Raw genomic sequence first — 15,118 nt, forward strand, 5'->3', positions numbered from 1 at the left:
AGTCCACCACATCGACGCTGTGGGACTACCCGTGCCCGAAAGGTGTGGTAGTCCGGTGATCGGACTGGAAACCTGAAACTCCCACCGCTCGGGATTCCTCCGCGTTTACGCGGAGGAGGATGTCAATACCACGGTCGAGACCGGAGGCGCGAGGCCGACATTCGCTCATAAACACTACCCGAGTGCTGCGTCTTGGTTCACGTTCAGTTACATTTCTATAGGGGACTTATTACTGCGTAATTATATATCTAACAGTAAGGCGTCACATGAGCGAGAAAGTGAACTCAATCCGCATTTTACATGTCGACGATGATCCCGACCTTGCGGAATTGGTCAGTACCTATCTTCGAAGAGAGGACAGTCATTTCGAGGTCGTATCCGCGGGGAGCGCGAGTGACGGACTCGACACACTCGCTGAAACGGACATCGACTGCGTTGTTTCCGACTACGACATGCCGGAGCGGAACGGGATCGAACTTCTCGAAGCCGTTCGCGAGCGGGACGCCGATCTTCCATTTATACTGTTCACGGCGAAAGGAAGCGAGGACATCGCGAGCGATGCGATTTCGGCGGGCGTTACGGATTATTTACAGAAGGGAGTCGGCACCGATCAGTACGCCGTTCTGGCCAATCGGATCCGAAACGTCGTCGACAAGTGGCGAGCCGAGCGGGAGGCCGAACGGACCAAGCGGCGCCTCGCTGCGATCGCCGAAAACTCAAGCGACGCCATCCTCACCGTCGACTCCACGAACACGATCCAGTTCGTAAACCAAGCGACCGAAGACCTGTTCGGGTACGACCCGGAGACCCTCAGAGGCGACTCGCTGTTCACCTTGATACCGGAGCGGTATCGAGACGGCCACCGGCAGGGAATGGAGCGGTTCCTGGAGACGAACGACCGGTCGCTGGACTGGACGGCGATCGAATTCTCCGCCCAGCATCGAGAGGGACACGAGGTGCCGGTCTCGATATCGTTCAGCACGTTCAAGGAGGGCGGCGAACGCAAGTTCGTCGGCGTTCTCCGAGACATCTCGGAGCGTGTTCGGATGGAAGACGAACTCCGAGAGCGAGAACGGCGGTTCCGGCAGATGACCGAGAACATCCAGGAAATGGTCTGGATGACCGACCCGACGAAGGGTGAAGTACTCTACGTCAACCCCGCGTACGAGGAGATTTGGGGCCGGTCGCCCGACGCGCTGTACGAGGACCCGCAGTCATTTGCGGACGCCATCCATCCGGAGGACCGAGACCGAGTCGAAGAGATCCTCGATCCGCAGTCGACTGGCTCCTACGAGGAGGAGTACCGCATCGTCCGGCCGAACGGAGAGACGCGATGGGTGTACGACCGGGCCGTTCCGGTGAAAAACGAGGCCGGAGAAGTGTATCGGACCGTCGGTATCGCCTCGGATATAACTGAGCGGCGAGAACGCGAGCGTGAGTTTGATCGCGTCGTCGAACTCCTCGATCACACGGAACGGGTCGCCGATGTCGGCGGCTGGGAGGTCGACCCGAAGACGGGGGACGCGTTCTGGTCCGACCACCTGTTCGAGCTCATCGGCTGGGAGGGCGACCGAGCGCCCTCACTGGAGGACGTCGTCGACATCTACGTCGAGGAAGACCGGCCGAGGGTTGAAGCCGCGGTCGAAAACGCACTTACTCACGGGGAATCGTTCGCGATAGAGGCCCGCCTCCAGCGGTCTAACGGCGAGGATCGGTGGATGGAGATCCGCGGCGACCCTCACGTCGAAAACGGTGAAGTCACGACGCTCCGAGGGGCCGTTCACGACATTACTGAGCGGAAGCAACGAGAGCGGGCGCTTCACGAACTGTACGACGTCACTTCGGACCCGGATCTGTCGTTCGACGAGAAGGTACAAGCGCTTCTGCGGCTCGGTCGGAGGGAGTTAGGAACCGAGTACGGGACCCTCTCGAGCATTCACGACGACGAATACGTCTTCGAGTTCGTCGACACGGACCGTGAGACGATCCAGCCCGGCGACGTAGTTCCGGTCTCGGCGACGAACTGTGAACTAGTAGCAAGCACCAGACAGACGGTCGTGATCGGCGACGTCGAACGGGATGCGCCCGAGGAGACCGGCCGGGCGGGATTCACCGAGTGGGGGATTTCGTCGTACATCGGAGCCCCGGTGTTCGACACCGGTGACGTGTACGGGACGTTCTGTTTCTACGACACTGCGGCCCGGGCCGATCGGTTCACGGACTGGGAGGAGACGCTGGTTGACCTGATGAGCAACTGGGTGACGGTGGAACTCCAGCGAAAGCGGACGACGGAACAGCTCCGAGATCAGAACGAGCAGTTGAACCAGTTCGCGTCGATAGTTTCGCACGACCTACGGAACCCCCTGAACGTCGCGAAGGGCCGACTGGAGTTGGTACGAGAGGAGTACGACGGTGAGCATATCGACGCGGTGCGCCGGTCTCACGAGCGGATGCAGGACTTGATCGACGATCTGCTTGCGCTCGCTCGCGTCGGAGAACAGATGGGCGAGTTAGAGCGAGTGAACCCGGCGGATGTAGCCAGCGATTGCTGGCGGACGGTCGCTACCACTGAGGCGACGCTCAAAACGGCTATCAGCCGGAGTGTTCGTGCCGATGAAAGTCGGTTTCGCCAGTTGTTCGAAAATCTCATCAGTAACGCGATCGAGCACGGCGGCGAGGACGTGACGGTTACCGTCGGGGAACTGGACGACGGGTTCTACGTCGAAGACACCGGTGTGGGGATTCCGGAAGAGAACCGTGACAGCGTGTTCGAACCGGGCTACTCCACCACGCGAAACGGGACCGGCTTCGGACTACACATCGTGAATCAGGTGGTGAAAGCACACGGATGGGACATCCGGGTGACTACCGGAGCTCGGGACGGCGCCCGGTTCGAAGTCACGGGCGTCGAGTTCAGTTCGGAGTGACCTGTCGCGGGTTCAGCTCCCGAGGCGTCGCCCCGCGACGCGGAGCGGCACGGCCTCTCAGGACTGCTGGTTGGGGAAGACCATCACCGGCACGGCCGCCTCCCGGATGAGTCGGTTCCCGGGGTCGCCCGCCAGCGTCTGCTTCCACGTGTCCATGTCGCGCGGCGTGAAGGCGACCACCGTCGCCGCGGTCATCTCGACCGCGTCGACGAGCGCCTCCGTGACCTCGCGCGCTTCGAGCGTCACCCACTCGAACTCGAGGTCGCGGCGATAGAGGATGTCCGAGAACGTTTCGTAGGTCGCCCCGGCGAACTGGTCTCGACCGGTCTTGATCGTCGTCTCGGCGTCGGTCCCCCGCGTGACGTGTGTCACGATGAGCGTGGTCCCCGCGTCGAGATGCGGCCGGATCGCACGCGCCGTCGCCTCCGCGTCTTCGGGACTCGCAATCGGGACGAGAATGCGTTCGAAGAGCTCGTCGTTCACAACGGAACTGTCTCCCAGACGAACATAACTCGTGGGGGACGTTCCCGAGGTGCGGCTCTCCGTGTGCGGCGGCCACCGACACCCCAGTCGGACTCAGTTGACCTCGATGATCTCCACGTCGAACGTCAGCGTTTCGCCGGCGAGGCGGGGGTTGAAGTCCACCCGAACGATCTCCTCGTCGACGTGAACGACCTCTCCCTGACTCCCGTTCTGAGCCTCGAGATACGAGCCCTCCTCCGGCGTCTGTCCGCCGAGCATCTCTCTGAGCTCCGCGGTCTCGAACTCCTGGACGTGTTCCTCGCTGGGTTCGCCGTAGGCCTTCTCCGGCGGGATCGTCAGCGTCTCCGTGTCTCCCGCCTCTAAGCCGATCAGTCCCTCCTCCATCCCCTCGATGACCTGCTCGGCCCCGATTTCGACCGTCAACGGCGTGTACTCTCTGTCGGGTTGCGCTTCGGCGAGCCCCGCCTCCTCGGCGACGGACTGCCGGGTGGTGTCGAACACTGTTTCGTCGTCGAGTCGGCCCGTATACTCGATCGTCACGGAATCGCCGGTATCGATCGTCATACGCGTTCGAACAGCGCCGCACGGAAAGTCTGTGGCATTGCGCGACAGGAGCCGGTGCGGCACAGTGCGGCGTCGCCGTGTCGGCGGTCAGGGCGGGCGCCGACGGGTGGCTCGCTTCGTCACTGCGATCCGACCGACCGCCGGAGCGCGCGCTGTGCGCGGTACAGCGTGTACGCAACGGAGACCCCGACGAAGACTACCGCCGCACCGACGGCAGCGAGCACCGGACCGGACGCCGGCTCCTTCAGGTCGTCGCCCGTGCCGCAGTTTCCGCAGCCGTCGTCGCCGCAGTTCCCACACCCCGGCGCGTCCGTCGAGTCGTCGTCCGCCGAGTCGCCCGTCGATCCGCCCCGGTCGGCCGCGGTGGCCTCGTCTGCGTCGGGGGTGGCACTCGTCTCGTCCGGTTCGCGAGAGGCGCCGTCCGGCCGCGTCTCGCTCGGCGTTTCGTCCGGGCCGTCGTCCGTGGCGACCGGCCCGGCGGTCACTTCGACCGAGTCCGTGGCCTCGCCACCCGAGTCGTCGGGCTCGTCGAACAGGTGCGGCGCGTGCGAGCGGAGCGCCTCCAGCCCAGCCTCGATCTCTTCGCGGTCCTGGTGGCCCACCGCGAACTCGGACAGCTCGTCGACCATCTCGCGGGCGCGCTCGGATCGGTCGTTCTCGACGTAACTCCGGGCGGCGTCGAACATTGCCCGGCCGAGCCAGTGTGCGAACACCGGGTTCTCGTACCGGTCTTCGAGCGCTTCGAGGCGTTCGAGCTTCGTCTCGCCCGCGTCGATGTCGCCGTCGAAGAACGACGCCCGCGCGGAGAAGAACGCCGCCACCGCCGCCCACGTCGCACTCGACGGCGTCGAGAGTCGCTCGTGGTGCGCGGCCGTCTCGCTCGCCCAGTGTTCGACCCGACTGATGTCGGCCGCCTCGAAGCCGGCGCGCGCGGCGTTCGCCGTCGCGACCGGGAGCCAGCGGGTGATCGACTCCTCCCGGGCCGGGTACCGGTCGGCGAGCGCTTCGATCCGACCGATCCGGGCCTCGATCGCTTCGACGTCCGTCCGCTTGGCGTCGGCGTTCGTTCGGCCGGCGAGGACGCCGGCCAGGCCGGCGGCGACGTCGCCGTCCGGGTGGGTTCGAAACAGCTCCTCCGCGCGGGCGACGCGGTCACCTTCGACCGCCGAATCGGGATGGTCGTCGCCCGTGTCGGCGCCGGCGTTGCGGCCCAGCGGCACGTCAGCGGTCTCCTCGCTCTCGGGTTCCTCGCCGAGGTACAGTTCCGCGTGAGCGTACGCCCGCAACAGCGCGGCCGCGACGTCCGGCTCGGGATGCGCGTCGTACAGCGTTTCGAGACGGTCAACCAGGGGTTCGATCCGATCGCGGCGATCCCCCTTCCCGTTCGCGTGGATCGTCTCGGCGGTCGCCCGAGCCAGCGGCGCCGCGATCGCCGGCTCGGGGCGGCGGTCGTACAGCGTTTGGATTCGGTCTCGGTACGCCTCGATGCGGCCGGGGTCGATCGCGGTCTCGTAGAGGTCGTCACGGTCACGCACGCTCGTCGCGTTCGCGAGGGCGTTCGCGAGGTGGACCGCCGTGTCGTTGGCTCCGCCGTGGCCGCGGAGCCGGTCCAGCCGCGCGATCGTCTCGGCCTCAGCGTCGAACGCTCCGCGTTCGCCGTAGGCGTCGGCGAGCGCGACGAGGGCGTCGGTCAATCGCGCGTGATCGTCCGGGCTCCTCTCGGCCGGTTCCGTCGCGGCGATCGCCTCGACGCGTCGCTCTAGCTCGTCGACAGACCGTGTGTCGCTGGCTACCATATGTGTTGACTTACCCTTGGCGTCTTCCGACGTAAACGCTCGCCTTCGAGCGTGGCGTCACCTGCTGTCGTTTTCCCCGCGCGTCCCGCTCCGTGCTGCCGAGCAGTTTCCGGTCGTCAGGCACTAGCGCTGGCTGCGTCGGCGCTCCGCTTGAGCCTGATAATGAGACTAATCAGGAAGGTCCCTATCATCACCAAGAGCACGTTGACGGCCCCTCGGATTGCCGGCGCCGGGAGCGAAGTGGCGGTGGCGCCCTGTATAACGCTCACCGTCCCCACACAGATCAGCACGGCGATCACGTAGGTGACGGTGGCATCGAGGACGGTCCCGTGCGTCAGCCGACGCGCCCGAATCGCCTGTCCGAACGAGACCCCGTAAACGGTGAACGCACCGGACGCGGTCGCGACGATCACCTCCGCGACCACCGTCGGCCCGAGCCAGACAACGAGCGGGAACTGGATTAAGGCGAGCAGCATGAATCCAGTCTCGATCCGTCGGGCCGTCGACAGCGAGATCCGGGTTCCCTCGGTCGATGTCGCGGGCTGAGCGTAGTACAGTTCTCGGAGTGACAAGGCGAGGAAGACGGCAAAGAACAACTGTGAAAGGAGTCTGAACGCGACGAGAACCGTTCCAACTGCCGGGCGAGTCGTCTCGGCCAGCAACAGCGCCGAGAACACCCCTCCGACGGCCGTCGACAACGCGACGTACCGCCACACGAGCGTGTCATGCGGTTCGTGTCGCGCTGTTACCAGCGCGTACCGCGCCGTTCCGAGGCACGCGGCCAGCACGAGGACGAGGGCGACGAACCGAGTGACGCCGACCCCGAGTACCGGTGACGAGGTACTAACGACCGCTGGTCCCGGCTCTAACGCGCTCGACCCGAGAGTCGCCGTCATCAGTTCGTTCCCGCCACGTTCGACGACGCGGTCACGCATTGCTGGTCACGATAACAAGTCTCGTTTGAACGCTGCCACAGAGGCGTATCGCTCCATCTTCGCTGTTCTCAGCGACTTCAGCAGGACTGTGGACAGTCCTTCGGGGATACCGGTCACGACGTCTCGCGTGTGAACGGTCCCGTCGTCGCGGGTCGGCGCGGCGCCCGTCAGTAGCTCGTGCCCGATCATACCGAGCCCGTAGATGTCGGTCGCAGTGTCGACCCCGCCGAATCGGTCGGGAGCGACGTGTTCCGGTGCCGCGTACGAGTCGGGTATCTCGTGCTGTGTTGAATAGATGCTGAGTCACGGTTAAAGCGGCTCACACAGTGGTTCTATGTTGGTGATGGCGAACATCAAGACGATTTCACGGAACTGCCGATACCAGCCCAGCGCTCGCACGGCGTCGCCGAGCGAGCGCTTCGTTGTCGAATACGATGTTTCGGCCATCCACCGCTGAGAGTAGCCCTTCGCTCGGTTGAGTGCGTTATTCGCAGCTGCGTTCGCTGACGAGCCGCGGTAATGAACGAGGTACTTAACGTCATATGCGGCGATTTCGTACTCGGTATGCCAGTCTTGGAAGCCGTTGTCGGCGGCGACGGACTGCAGGTCGTCCGCGTTTCGGCGGACGACCTGCGGTCCAGTCTTCGTATCATGCTTCCACCGAGCTGCGATGTGAAGATCAAGAACAGCCAGCGATTCCACATCTGTCAATGTCGTCACTTTCAGCGTCTGTATCGTTCGTCCTGCCCGCTGGCGAAAGTACGATGACGCACGTCGGCGATCGAAGAACGTGCTGTCGAGAGCGGCGTGGCCAGACTGCGGGTGCTGCTGCGCGGAAACGCGCAGCAGCGCCCGCCATACCCACATTTTCAGCCGATCAAACGACTTGTAGATCGTCGTGTGATCAGGGAGGTCGTCCCGAGCTAAGTCGAGAGCGTCACGAACTTCGTCCATGTACTTCAGCCCATTCGGTGTTTCACGGTAGCTGTGGGTCTCTTCGACCCGAAAACAGTGGAGAACGACATGAACCCAGCGGGCGAACCCGCCGCTGGCGGGCTCGCCCGCATGCTTCCCCAACGCTTGTTTAGCTAGGTGACGACACTGCTCGATGAAGTCGAGGATATCGATCTCCATGTCAGGTTCGATTTCCTCGGCTTCACCCTTCTAAACCCGTGATATCGGCTGATAAGATCGCTCTTCAACAGAGCAGTATCTCGGAGAACGTAGTCTCCGGCCCGAACACTTCCCGCAGTCCCCAGTCGCTGACCCGCGGAAAGGCCCACGCGTCAGGGTCTTCGACGGCGTTGACCGCAGTAATCACGCCCGGCCACATCGCACCGTGAAGCACGCCCGCAGCGTGTGCGTACTGAACCGCGTCGGCGATCTGTAACAGAATCCACCTGGCTTCAGCCGGTGAGACCGGCGTCTCTCTCTCGGTGAGGAGCCCCAGTGCGCCCCGCTCAGAGACGAGCCACGGTACGGGGCGCGTTCCGGCGTCGACGACGCGTGCGACAGCGTCATGATCGTCGATCCGACGCCACCGCTCGATCGCGTCCCGAAAGGCGTCGTCATGCATACCGCTGGCGATCACACCCCGGCGGCACGTCGCTGTGAATTCGCGCCCGCTCGTCGCGAATTGGATGCGCTCGGCGTCTGAATCGCCGGCTGCTTCAGCAGCCTCTCTTGACCTGTGTTCGGTCAGCGATCGGTCGAGTCGGGGTGGCTTCGCAGGGGGCTCGTTTGGGGGATGTCCGGGCGTCGGCGACGCGTCCTCGCCGTCCGCGGAGCCGGTCGACTCCTCCCGGCCCGCCGCGACGGCGGGTTCGGTCGGTGAGATCGCTTCGTCCCCTTCGTCCGCGATCACTGACCCGCCGGATTCGAACTCGGGGGGTTGATAGCCGGCGACAGTCCGGATGGCAAGTGACTCGTCAATCAACCCGGCTTCGACCGCCCCGTCGATGATCTCGGCGACCGCCTCCTGGTTGTGGTCATCGAGCACCGCGAGAGTTCGAAGCGCGACCGACCGGGCCGCTGGATCGCGAAGCGCTCGTCGGAACCGTCCGGCACAGGCGTTGACGAGTTCGGGCGTCTCCGCGGACACGAATCGAAGTGCCCACGACGCGGCTCGTTGAACTTCCTCGTCGTCGTGCTCGAGCTGCGCCACGACCCGCGCGGTCCGCGCGGCGTCGAACGATTCGGGATCTGTGAGCGCCGCCTCGAGCAGCTCGTTCGGGTCCGGCGTCAAGTCCGTTCGGTCCATGATGATACTCTACCCAACAGCACGTCGTCACGTGGTCTGCTCAACCTGAGAGAGTCACGCTAATAAATCACGCTACATCACCCACGGTCCGCTCGATCTCCACCAAACGACTTCGGGGGTCGAAGACCAAGGTGTACCGAGATGAGTGTTCCGCCCGCTACTGTCGAACGAACCTCCGGCGACCCGTTGATCGTACACGTCAGTGATATCCACGGCTACCTCACGGACGCTCGAAGCGCGCTGCTCGCCGTCGGTGACTCCGGGCAGTATCCGGACCTCGTACGGGCCGATGAGTCTGACCGGCTCCACTGGGCGGACAACGATTACGTACTCGTGGTCAACGGCGACGTGATCGACCGGGGGCCGGCGAACGAGGAGTGTCTCGAGATGGTCTGGCGACTCCAAGAGGAAGCCCCGCCCGGGCGGGTCCGATACCAGTTAGGGAATCACGAGTTGGCTATTCTGCTCCCGTCGTTCGTCCGGTGGCCGGGTGCGTATTCCACCGGCCTCGACGCGGCGGACCGGCGCGAGTTTCTCCGGCGAGCCAGCGAGGGGGCTGTCACGGCCGCCTTCGAGGGATATCAGTATCGCTACAGTCACGCCGGACAGAACGAGCCGTTCGACGTGACGAGGGTAAACGACGTAGTCCGGAACGCCGCGAGCGAGCTGTTGGCCGTCGACGGCGACGACAGAACGGTACAGAAGCGGCTCGAACGACGACACGGCCGCGTGTTCGCCCTCGGCAGCGACGGCGGCCGCGGCCCCGATGCCGGGCTCTGCTGGCTGGACTTCACGCACCTGGACCCGTCGGCCCCAGCACAGATCGTCGGCCACACGAAGCGAGTTGACCCCGTTCGGAACGGCAACGTGGTCTGCGGGAACATCATCCGGATGAACCACCGCTCGGCAGGGGGCGAGGGCGTCCTGATCGAGAGCGCTGATTCGCTGGAGGTCGTCCGCCGAAAACCCGACGGGTCCGTCTCCGTCTCATCGGTCTGACCGGCGCGCGCCGCGCTGTAGCGAGCGATCGGCGCAGGTGGACCCGCTCCGCGTCTGTGCGTGACAACGCCCGCTGCGGCGACTGCCCAGTTCTACCGGTGTACGGGGCGAGCGCCGCGACGCGCGGCCCCGAGACCGTCCACGGGGCCGAAAGCGTCGACGGTGCGTTTCGGATACGGCTGAAGTGATCAGTCGTCCCCGATGGTGGCCTCAGCGTCGTCCGGTTCAGGTCCCGGTTCGGAGCCGCTGGGGTCCGGCGTCCCGCGAACGTCGCCCGCACGCCACGTCCCGCGTCGGAACCACAGCCACGCGATGACCGCCCCGGCGACGTTCGAGGCGAAGAACGCGATCCAGATGCCCCGGACGTCGGGCTGGCCGAGGAACCACAGGTCGGTCGGGAGTATGCCCTGCGAGGCCACGTAGGAAACGGGCAGCCGGATGACGGCGAGCGCCGTGATAGAGATGGCGGCGGCGATCAGGGTCTTCCCGGCGCCGCGGAAGCCGCCCGTGAACGCCCGCTGGATCCCGATGAACCCGAACGAGAGCGCGACGTACCGGAGGAACTGCGCACCGACATCGAGCACGGCCGGGTCGTCGGTGAACACCGAGACGATTGGTGTCGGGACGAAGAAGATGGCGACGCCGACGACGCCGAGGATCCCGAACAGTCCCTTCGCGGCCATGTAGTTGGCCTCCTGTGCGCGGTCGTACTTGCCGGCCCCGACGTTCTGCCCGGTCATCGTCTCGACGCCGCGCGCGACGGCGATCGCGGGGAGGAAGATGACGGAGAACACCCGCGTTCCGATACCGAACGCGGCGACGACCGAGGTCGAGAACAGCCCCACGACAATCAGCAGGGCGTTGATCGAGAGCGCCCGACCGGTCCCCTCGATCGACGCCGGGACGCCGATTCGGAGGATCTTCCGGAGATACTGGAGGTCGGGCTTCATATCGGCGACGTTGATCTGAATCCCCCGCGTTCCCGACAGCATGATGTAGAGGCCGACGAGCATCGCCAGCGCCCGCGAGAAGATTGTGGCGATAGCGGCGCCCTGAATTCCGAGTTCCGGGAACGCGATCGGGCCAACCGCCCAACCGTTGATCAGGAACGGGTCGAGGATCACGTTGATGACGACCGTCCCGAACATGACGAGCATCGGCGTGATCGTGTCGCCCGCGCCGCGCATCAGCGAGATGAACACGAAGAATCCGAACATGAACGGCAAGCCCAGCGCGACCACCTGCATGTACGCCGTCGCGCCGGGGAGGACTTCGGGCGAGGCGCCGAGGAACGCGAGGAACTCCTCGACGAACGGATACCCGATCGCTCCGAAGATGACCGAGGCGATGAACGCGAACGAGACCGTCTGCGAGGCCGCATACTCGGCTTTTTCCGTCTCCTCGGCGCCAGTGTGCTGGGCGACGAGGACGCTCCCGGCGACCGAGAGCCCCATCCCGAGCGAGATGAGCAGGAACACCATCGGGAACGCGAAGGAGATGGCCGCCAGCGCCTCCGTCGAGTACTGGCCGAGCCAGAACGTGTCCGCCAGGTTGTAGGCGGTCTGCATCAGGTTCGTAATGACGATGGGAAGCGAGAGGAAAAACAGCGGTTTGACGATGCCGCCCTCCGTCAGGTTGAGCTCCTCTTGGCCTTTGAAGAAGCTCACGCGACCACCTCCGATCGGGGCTGCCAGCCGAGGTGGAGTTCCAGCGTGTTTTCGAGCATCCGACGCGTGTCGTCAAGCGGCTCACCGAGCGCCACGTGTCGGGCGTGTGCGCCGTTGATCGTCGTCGTGACGAGCCTGGCGACTTCGTCCGGGTCAGTCTCGGCGAAGTGTCCGCCGTCGATACCGTCGGCGACGATCTCCCTGACGACCTCGCACACGATGTCGTCGAGTTCGAGGAACCGTTCCCGGTACAGTTCCTGGAAGGGTGCTTGGGCTTTCAGCTCCATCATCGCCACGGGGAAGCCGTCGGCGGCGGGATCCGACGGTGTGAAGGCGTGGTCGAGGAACGCTGTGAGCCGGTCGCGCGGGTCGGTCGCCTCGAACGTGAGTTTCGTCTTGAACCGCTCGATCAGGTCGTCGAGGAACGCGTTCAGCAACTCCGCTTTCGTGTCGAAGTGGTAGTGGATCGCGGCGGTGGTCATCGACGCCTCGTCGGCGATTTTCTGTACCGTGAGGCCGGCGTACCCGTGCTCACACAGCACCGAATTCGTCGCGTCGATGATCTCGGATTTTGTCTCCGATCCCATTTCGTTCTGTCTCAACTTACTAACTGATTAGTTAAGGGCCTTCTGATGCGACGGCGGAGCCGAGGAGTCGGTCGCTGCGACTGCGAGAGTCGAGTGGATCGGTGTCGTGTGCGGTATCACATCGCCGAGGCCGACCTTCGGTGTGATCCAGGACCCGGCGCCGACCGGCGGAGTGGCTAGAAGCGTGTCCGGTACGCTGTCGCCGTTGAACTCCGACGGCGCTCGACAGACCGGACCGCGTCGTACGCGTTTCCCGTCGATCGCGTTCCGCGCGTCACCCAGGCCACTCACCGGCGGCGTGACAGAAACCGTGTCAAACTTCACGTCGTGTCGCCGCAATCGTTCGCTCGACATGAATCCGGAGCTGATGGGGGTGGGGGTCGCACTGAGTCTCGTCGGCGTCGCGCCGGTGGGGACCTGAGCCTCTCCGGGCCGAGGCCCCCGACCACCCCGCTGGGGCCGGTGGGACGGGCGCTCCTCTTGGCCGGCCTCGCCGGGATACGACTCAGTCTCGGCCCCGATCGGTGAGTCCCGCCGGTCGTCTCTGGACCGGCGTGAGACGGGCCGCCCGGTCGTCGGGAGGTATGTGTCGAGAGCGGACGGACTACGCACCCGGCGAACGCCCCTAATGGCGAAGTGACTCACTGTTCAGCGGGGACCCACCGGTGAAGTCTCGGCCGACGGTCGCGTGGGCCCTCGGAGTTGTCGGGCAATAGATCGAAGCGAGAACCGAACGAGTGCTTGTGTGTCTACAACACATTTCTGCCGAATGTTTAATCCAGCTAACCGCGAATGGGTGGACGGAAAGAGAGTCGCACGCTCCCTTTCCCCCCCTAATGACCGACAGCTCGGCGCCGCTCGGACAGTGCCCGAGCTGCGACCGCGAGATCCCCGCGGCGTGGAAGATCATTGAGTACGACCACGGGGACGGGAATACGGGTGTCTTCGCGGAGTGTCCGGACTGCGATGCGGTCGTGAAACCACGGTAGGCCGGTCCGCTCCCTCGACGTAGTCGGGGAGTTCCGGTCTCGGAGACGGCTTGGTCTCAGATCGCGACCTCACAGACGCGTCTCAGAGAAATGGAGTGGCCCCCTCGCCCGTGTGTGCGTGAACGATGAAAATCGGCACGTCGTTCATAACTGGTCCCGTTAGCTTATGTACAATTCGCACAATACAGTCTCGACGCCGGCGAGACGACCGGCAGAGATGACCTCACCGTGCGACGATCGACGCCGCGGGACCTCGCCGTGACGGAGACGAATCTCGCCAACGACGAGAAGAGCCGCCGGCGCACGGGATGAACGGGCCTGTTCAAGCCGGTGGTTCCAGTCGCCCTCCGTTCCAGCGCACCGGCGGATTCGTGACTTCCGGGTCGACCGTTAGCCGCTGGGCGACGCGATGACTTCGGACGACATCACCGCACCCAAAGCGCTACTCGACGTGCTCTTGGAACAGGGACTCGGGGTCGGCCTCCATTTCTGCCTCGACGTCAGCGGACAGTTCGCCGACCGAGAGTTCGTCGAGCGCCTCCTTGAGCTCCTCGGCCCGTGGGAGGGCGAGTATTTTGCAACTCACGGCGTCCCCAGCCGTTTTAATGAGGGTGTCGAACCCGAACACGTACTCCTGTGTCGTCGCGAGATCCAGCATTATCGGATCGACGATAGCCGACGCGAAGTCGTGGACGAACTCCGGAGGGGTATGCTGGTTCGACGTGCCGAGCACGTTCGCCCACCCGTCGACGAATCCGCTGATCATGATATTGCTGATCTCTTCGATCGCGCTCTCGTGAATTCCGTCGAATCCGTCGGTGACCGCTCCGGTACCCATCGCCTCTGCGATTGTTTCGGCGGAGGGCTCGTCGAACAGGACAAGGACGTAGCCGGTGGGGAGGCCGGTTAGCTTCGCAACGACGCCCACCTGCTGCTCGTCACCGAGTCGCGGTCCGATCTGTTCGACCTGAAGGAAGCTCATGCGGCTGACCGTGACCGACGTGTCGATCCCGGTCATCATCGTTATGCTGTCGCCTGCGGTGTCGCCGCCCTTCGCGGCCATTCGGCTGAACACCTGGAGCTTGTCCAGCGGTATCGGCGTCGACTCGCTGGTGAGCCGGGTATCGAGAATATGCCTGAACGACGCCTCCTCGAGGAATACGTACGCCGTCGTTTCGACGACTGCGCTCGACGTTTCGAACGTAGTGTTCACCGTCAGCACCTGATTCGACGCCTGATCGATCGGCGTCGCGTCCGGGATGATGTCCGTCCCGCCTCCCGTCAGGTACGTCGGTGGGCGCTGATCGATAGCCTGGTTCAGATAGTCCGCCCACCCGTCGATGAACCCGCTAAGCATGATGTTTCCGAGTTCCGTGAGCCGCGATTCGAGACCGATCGCCTCGGCGCCGTCACCGGGAAGGCTCTTCGCGAGCGTCCTCGCGCCCGCCTCGTTGAAGACGAGCAGTGCTGTCCCAGCGATACCCCCGGAGAATTCGCTCGAAATGCCGATGAGATCCTGATTGTGAAGGTCAGCGATGATATCTCGACGCCGGAGGAGATCGATGCTCGTCGCTTCGACCGTCGGCCGGACACCGGTCAACTGTCCGAGTGAGTTCGCGGCCTGTTTCGACCCGTCATGAGCGAGGCGATTAAACTCTCCGAGGGCGTTAACCTCAATCTTCATATATGGTATGTTAATTGACAAGGCAGCATTTTAACACTTACCCCGGCGTTCCGCACCGCGGAAGCGAACCCTGAGAGCTCCTCGAACGGTGACGCGTTATACGGGCGCCGAGTGAAGGCAGCATCGGCAACCGCAGCATCGATGAACGCGAAGCGGCCACCCTCGGCAGTTCGTTCGGAGTGACGCGTCGTCCGCTGCGGAGATTCACTGTGCGTCGGAGAATCCGT

At 64.2% G+C, this 15,118-nt stretch carries 13 protein-coding genes; 3 read left to right on the forward strand and 10 right to left on the reverse strand.

Translation table 11 applies throughout. From position 1 onward, the window contains the following. Positions 1–266 precede the first annotated feature (266 nt). The gene (locus B9H04_RS08615; protein WP_085682616.1) at positions 267–2,927 is read left to right on the forward strand and encodes a PAS domain S-box protein; all 2,661 of its coding nucleotides are present in this window, start codon (positions 267–269) and stop codon (positions 2,925–2,927) included. 57 nt (positions 2,928–2,984) lie between these two features. Here the strand turns inward: B9H04_RS08615 and B9H04_RS08620 are convergent, their stop codons facing one another. The 7 genes from B9H04_RS08620 to B9H04_RS08650 form a co-directional block, all read right to left on the reverse strand. Further along, the gene (locus B9H04_RS08620) at positions 2,985–3,410 is read right to left on the reverse strand and encodes a universal stress protein (RefSeq protein ID WP_049931046.1); all 426 of its coding nucleotides are present in this window, start codon (positions 3,408–3,410) and stop codon (positions 2,985–2,987) included. Positions 3,411–3,503: 93 nt separating this feature from the next. Next, the gene (locus B9H04_RS08625; protein WP_049931060.1) at positions 3,504–3,950 is read right to left on the reverse strand and encodes an FKBP-type peptidyl-prolyl cis-trans isomerase; all 447 of its coding nucleotides are present in this window, start codon (positions 3,948–3,950) and stop codon (positions 3,504–3,506) included. A 143-nt stretch (positions 3,951–4,093) separates the two neighbouring features. Continuing rightward, positions 4,094–5,770, reverse strand: a complete 1,677-nt coding sequence (locus B9H04_RS08630; RefSeq protein ID WP_049931044.1) for a hypothetical protein — start codon at positions 5,768–5,770, stop codon at positions 4,094–4,096. A 116-nt stretch (positions 5,771–5,886) separates the two neighbouring features. Then, positions 5,887–6,705, reverse strand: a complete 819-nt coding sequence (locus tag B9H04_RS08635) for a hypothetical protein (protein WP_049931043.1) — start codon at positions 6,703–6,705, stop codon at positions 5,887–5,889. 6 nt (positions 6,706–6,711) lie between these two features. Further along, positions 6,712–6,894 (reverse strand): hypothetical protein, encoded by a 183-nt coding sequence (locus tag B9H04_RS08640; protein ID WP_049931041.1) that lies wholly within the window; start codon positions 6,892–6,894, stop codon positions 6,712–6,714. 120 nt (positions 6,895–7,014) lie between these two features. Next, complete coding sequence (locus tag B9H04_RS08645) at positions 7,015–7,839, reverse strand: IS5 family transposase (protein ID WP_049931039.1); 825 nt, start codon at positions 7,837–7,839, stop codon at positions 7,015–7,017. Positions 7,840–7,903: 64 nt separating this feature from the next. Beyond that, positions 7,904–8,806, reverse strand: coding sequence for a protein kinase family protein (locus tag B9H04_RS08650; RefSeq protein ID WP_139835072.1), 903 nt, complete (start codon positions 8,804–8,806; stop codon positions 7,904–7,906). Positions 8,807–9,106: 300 nt separating this feature from the next. Between B9H04_RS08650 and B9H04_RS08655 the strand changes: the two genes are divergently transcribed. Beyond that, positions 9,107–9,964 carry a metallophosphoesterase gene (locus tag B9H04_RS08655; RefSeq protein ID WP_049931036.1) on the forward strand — a complete coding sequence of 286 codons (858 nt, stop codon included), beginning with the start codon at positions 9,107–9,109 and terminating at the stop codon, positions 9,962–9,964. 188 nt (positions 9,965–10,152) lie between these two features. Here B9H04_RS08655 and B9H04_RS08660 read toward each other — a convergent pair whose 3' ends face one another. Then, a complete protein-coding gene (locus B9H04_RS08660) occupies positions 10,153–11,631 on the reverse strand; it encodes an MATE family efflux transporter (protein ID WP_049931034.1) in 1,479 nt (492 codons plus the stop codon). Continuing rightward, positions 11,628–12,218, reverse strand: a complete 591-nt coding sequence (locus tag B9H04_RS08665; RefSeq protein WP_049931032.1) for a TetR/AcrR family transcriptional regulator — start codon at positions 12,216–12,218, stop codon at positions 11,628–11,630. The genes B9H04_RS08660 and B9H04_RS08665 overlap by 4 nt, the downstream gene beginning before the upstream one ends. Before the next feature lie 836 nt (positions 12,219–13,054). On the opposite strand from B9H04_RS08665, the gene B9H04_RS19730 reads away from it, so the two are divergent. Then, positions 13,055–13,207, forward strand: coding sequence for a DUF7837 family putative zinc-binding protein (locus B9H04_RS19730; RefSeq protein WP_176450708.1), 153 nt, complete (start codon positions 13,055–13,057; stop codon positions 13,205–13,207). A gap of 442 nt (positions 13,208–13,649) precedes the next feature. On the opposite strand, the gene B9H04_RS08670 is transcribed toward B9H04_RS19730, so the two are convergent. Next, positions 13,650–14,891: a chemotaxis protein CheC gene (locus tag B9H04_RS08670; protein WP_049931030.1), complete on the reverse strand. Its 1,242-nt coding sequence runs from the start codon at positions 14,889–14,891 to the stop codon at positions 13,650–13,652. Positions 14,892–15,118 lie beyond the last annotated feature (227 nt).

It is taken from the genome of Halorubrum ezzemoulense DSM 17463, from assembly GCF_002114285.1.
GTDB classification, from domain to species: Archaea; Halobacteriota; Halobacteria; order Halobacteriales; family Haloferacaceae; genus Halorubrum; species Halorubrum ezzemoulense.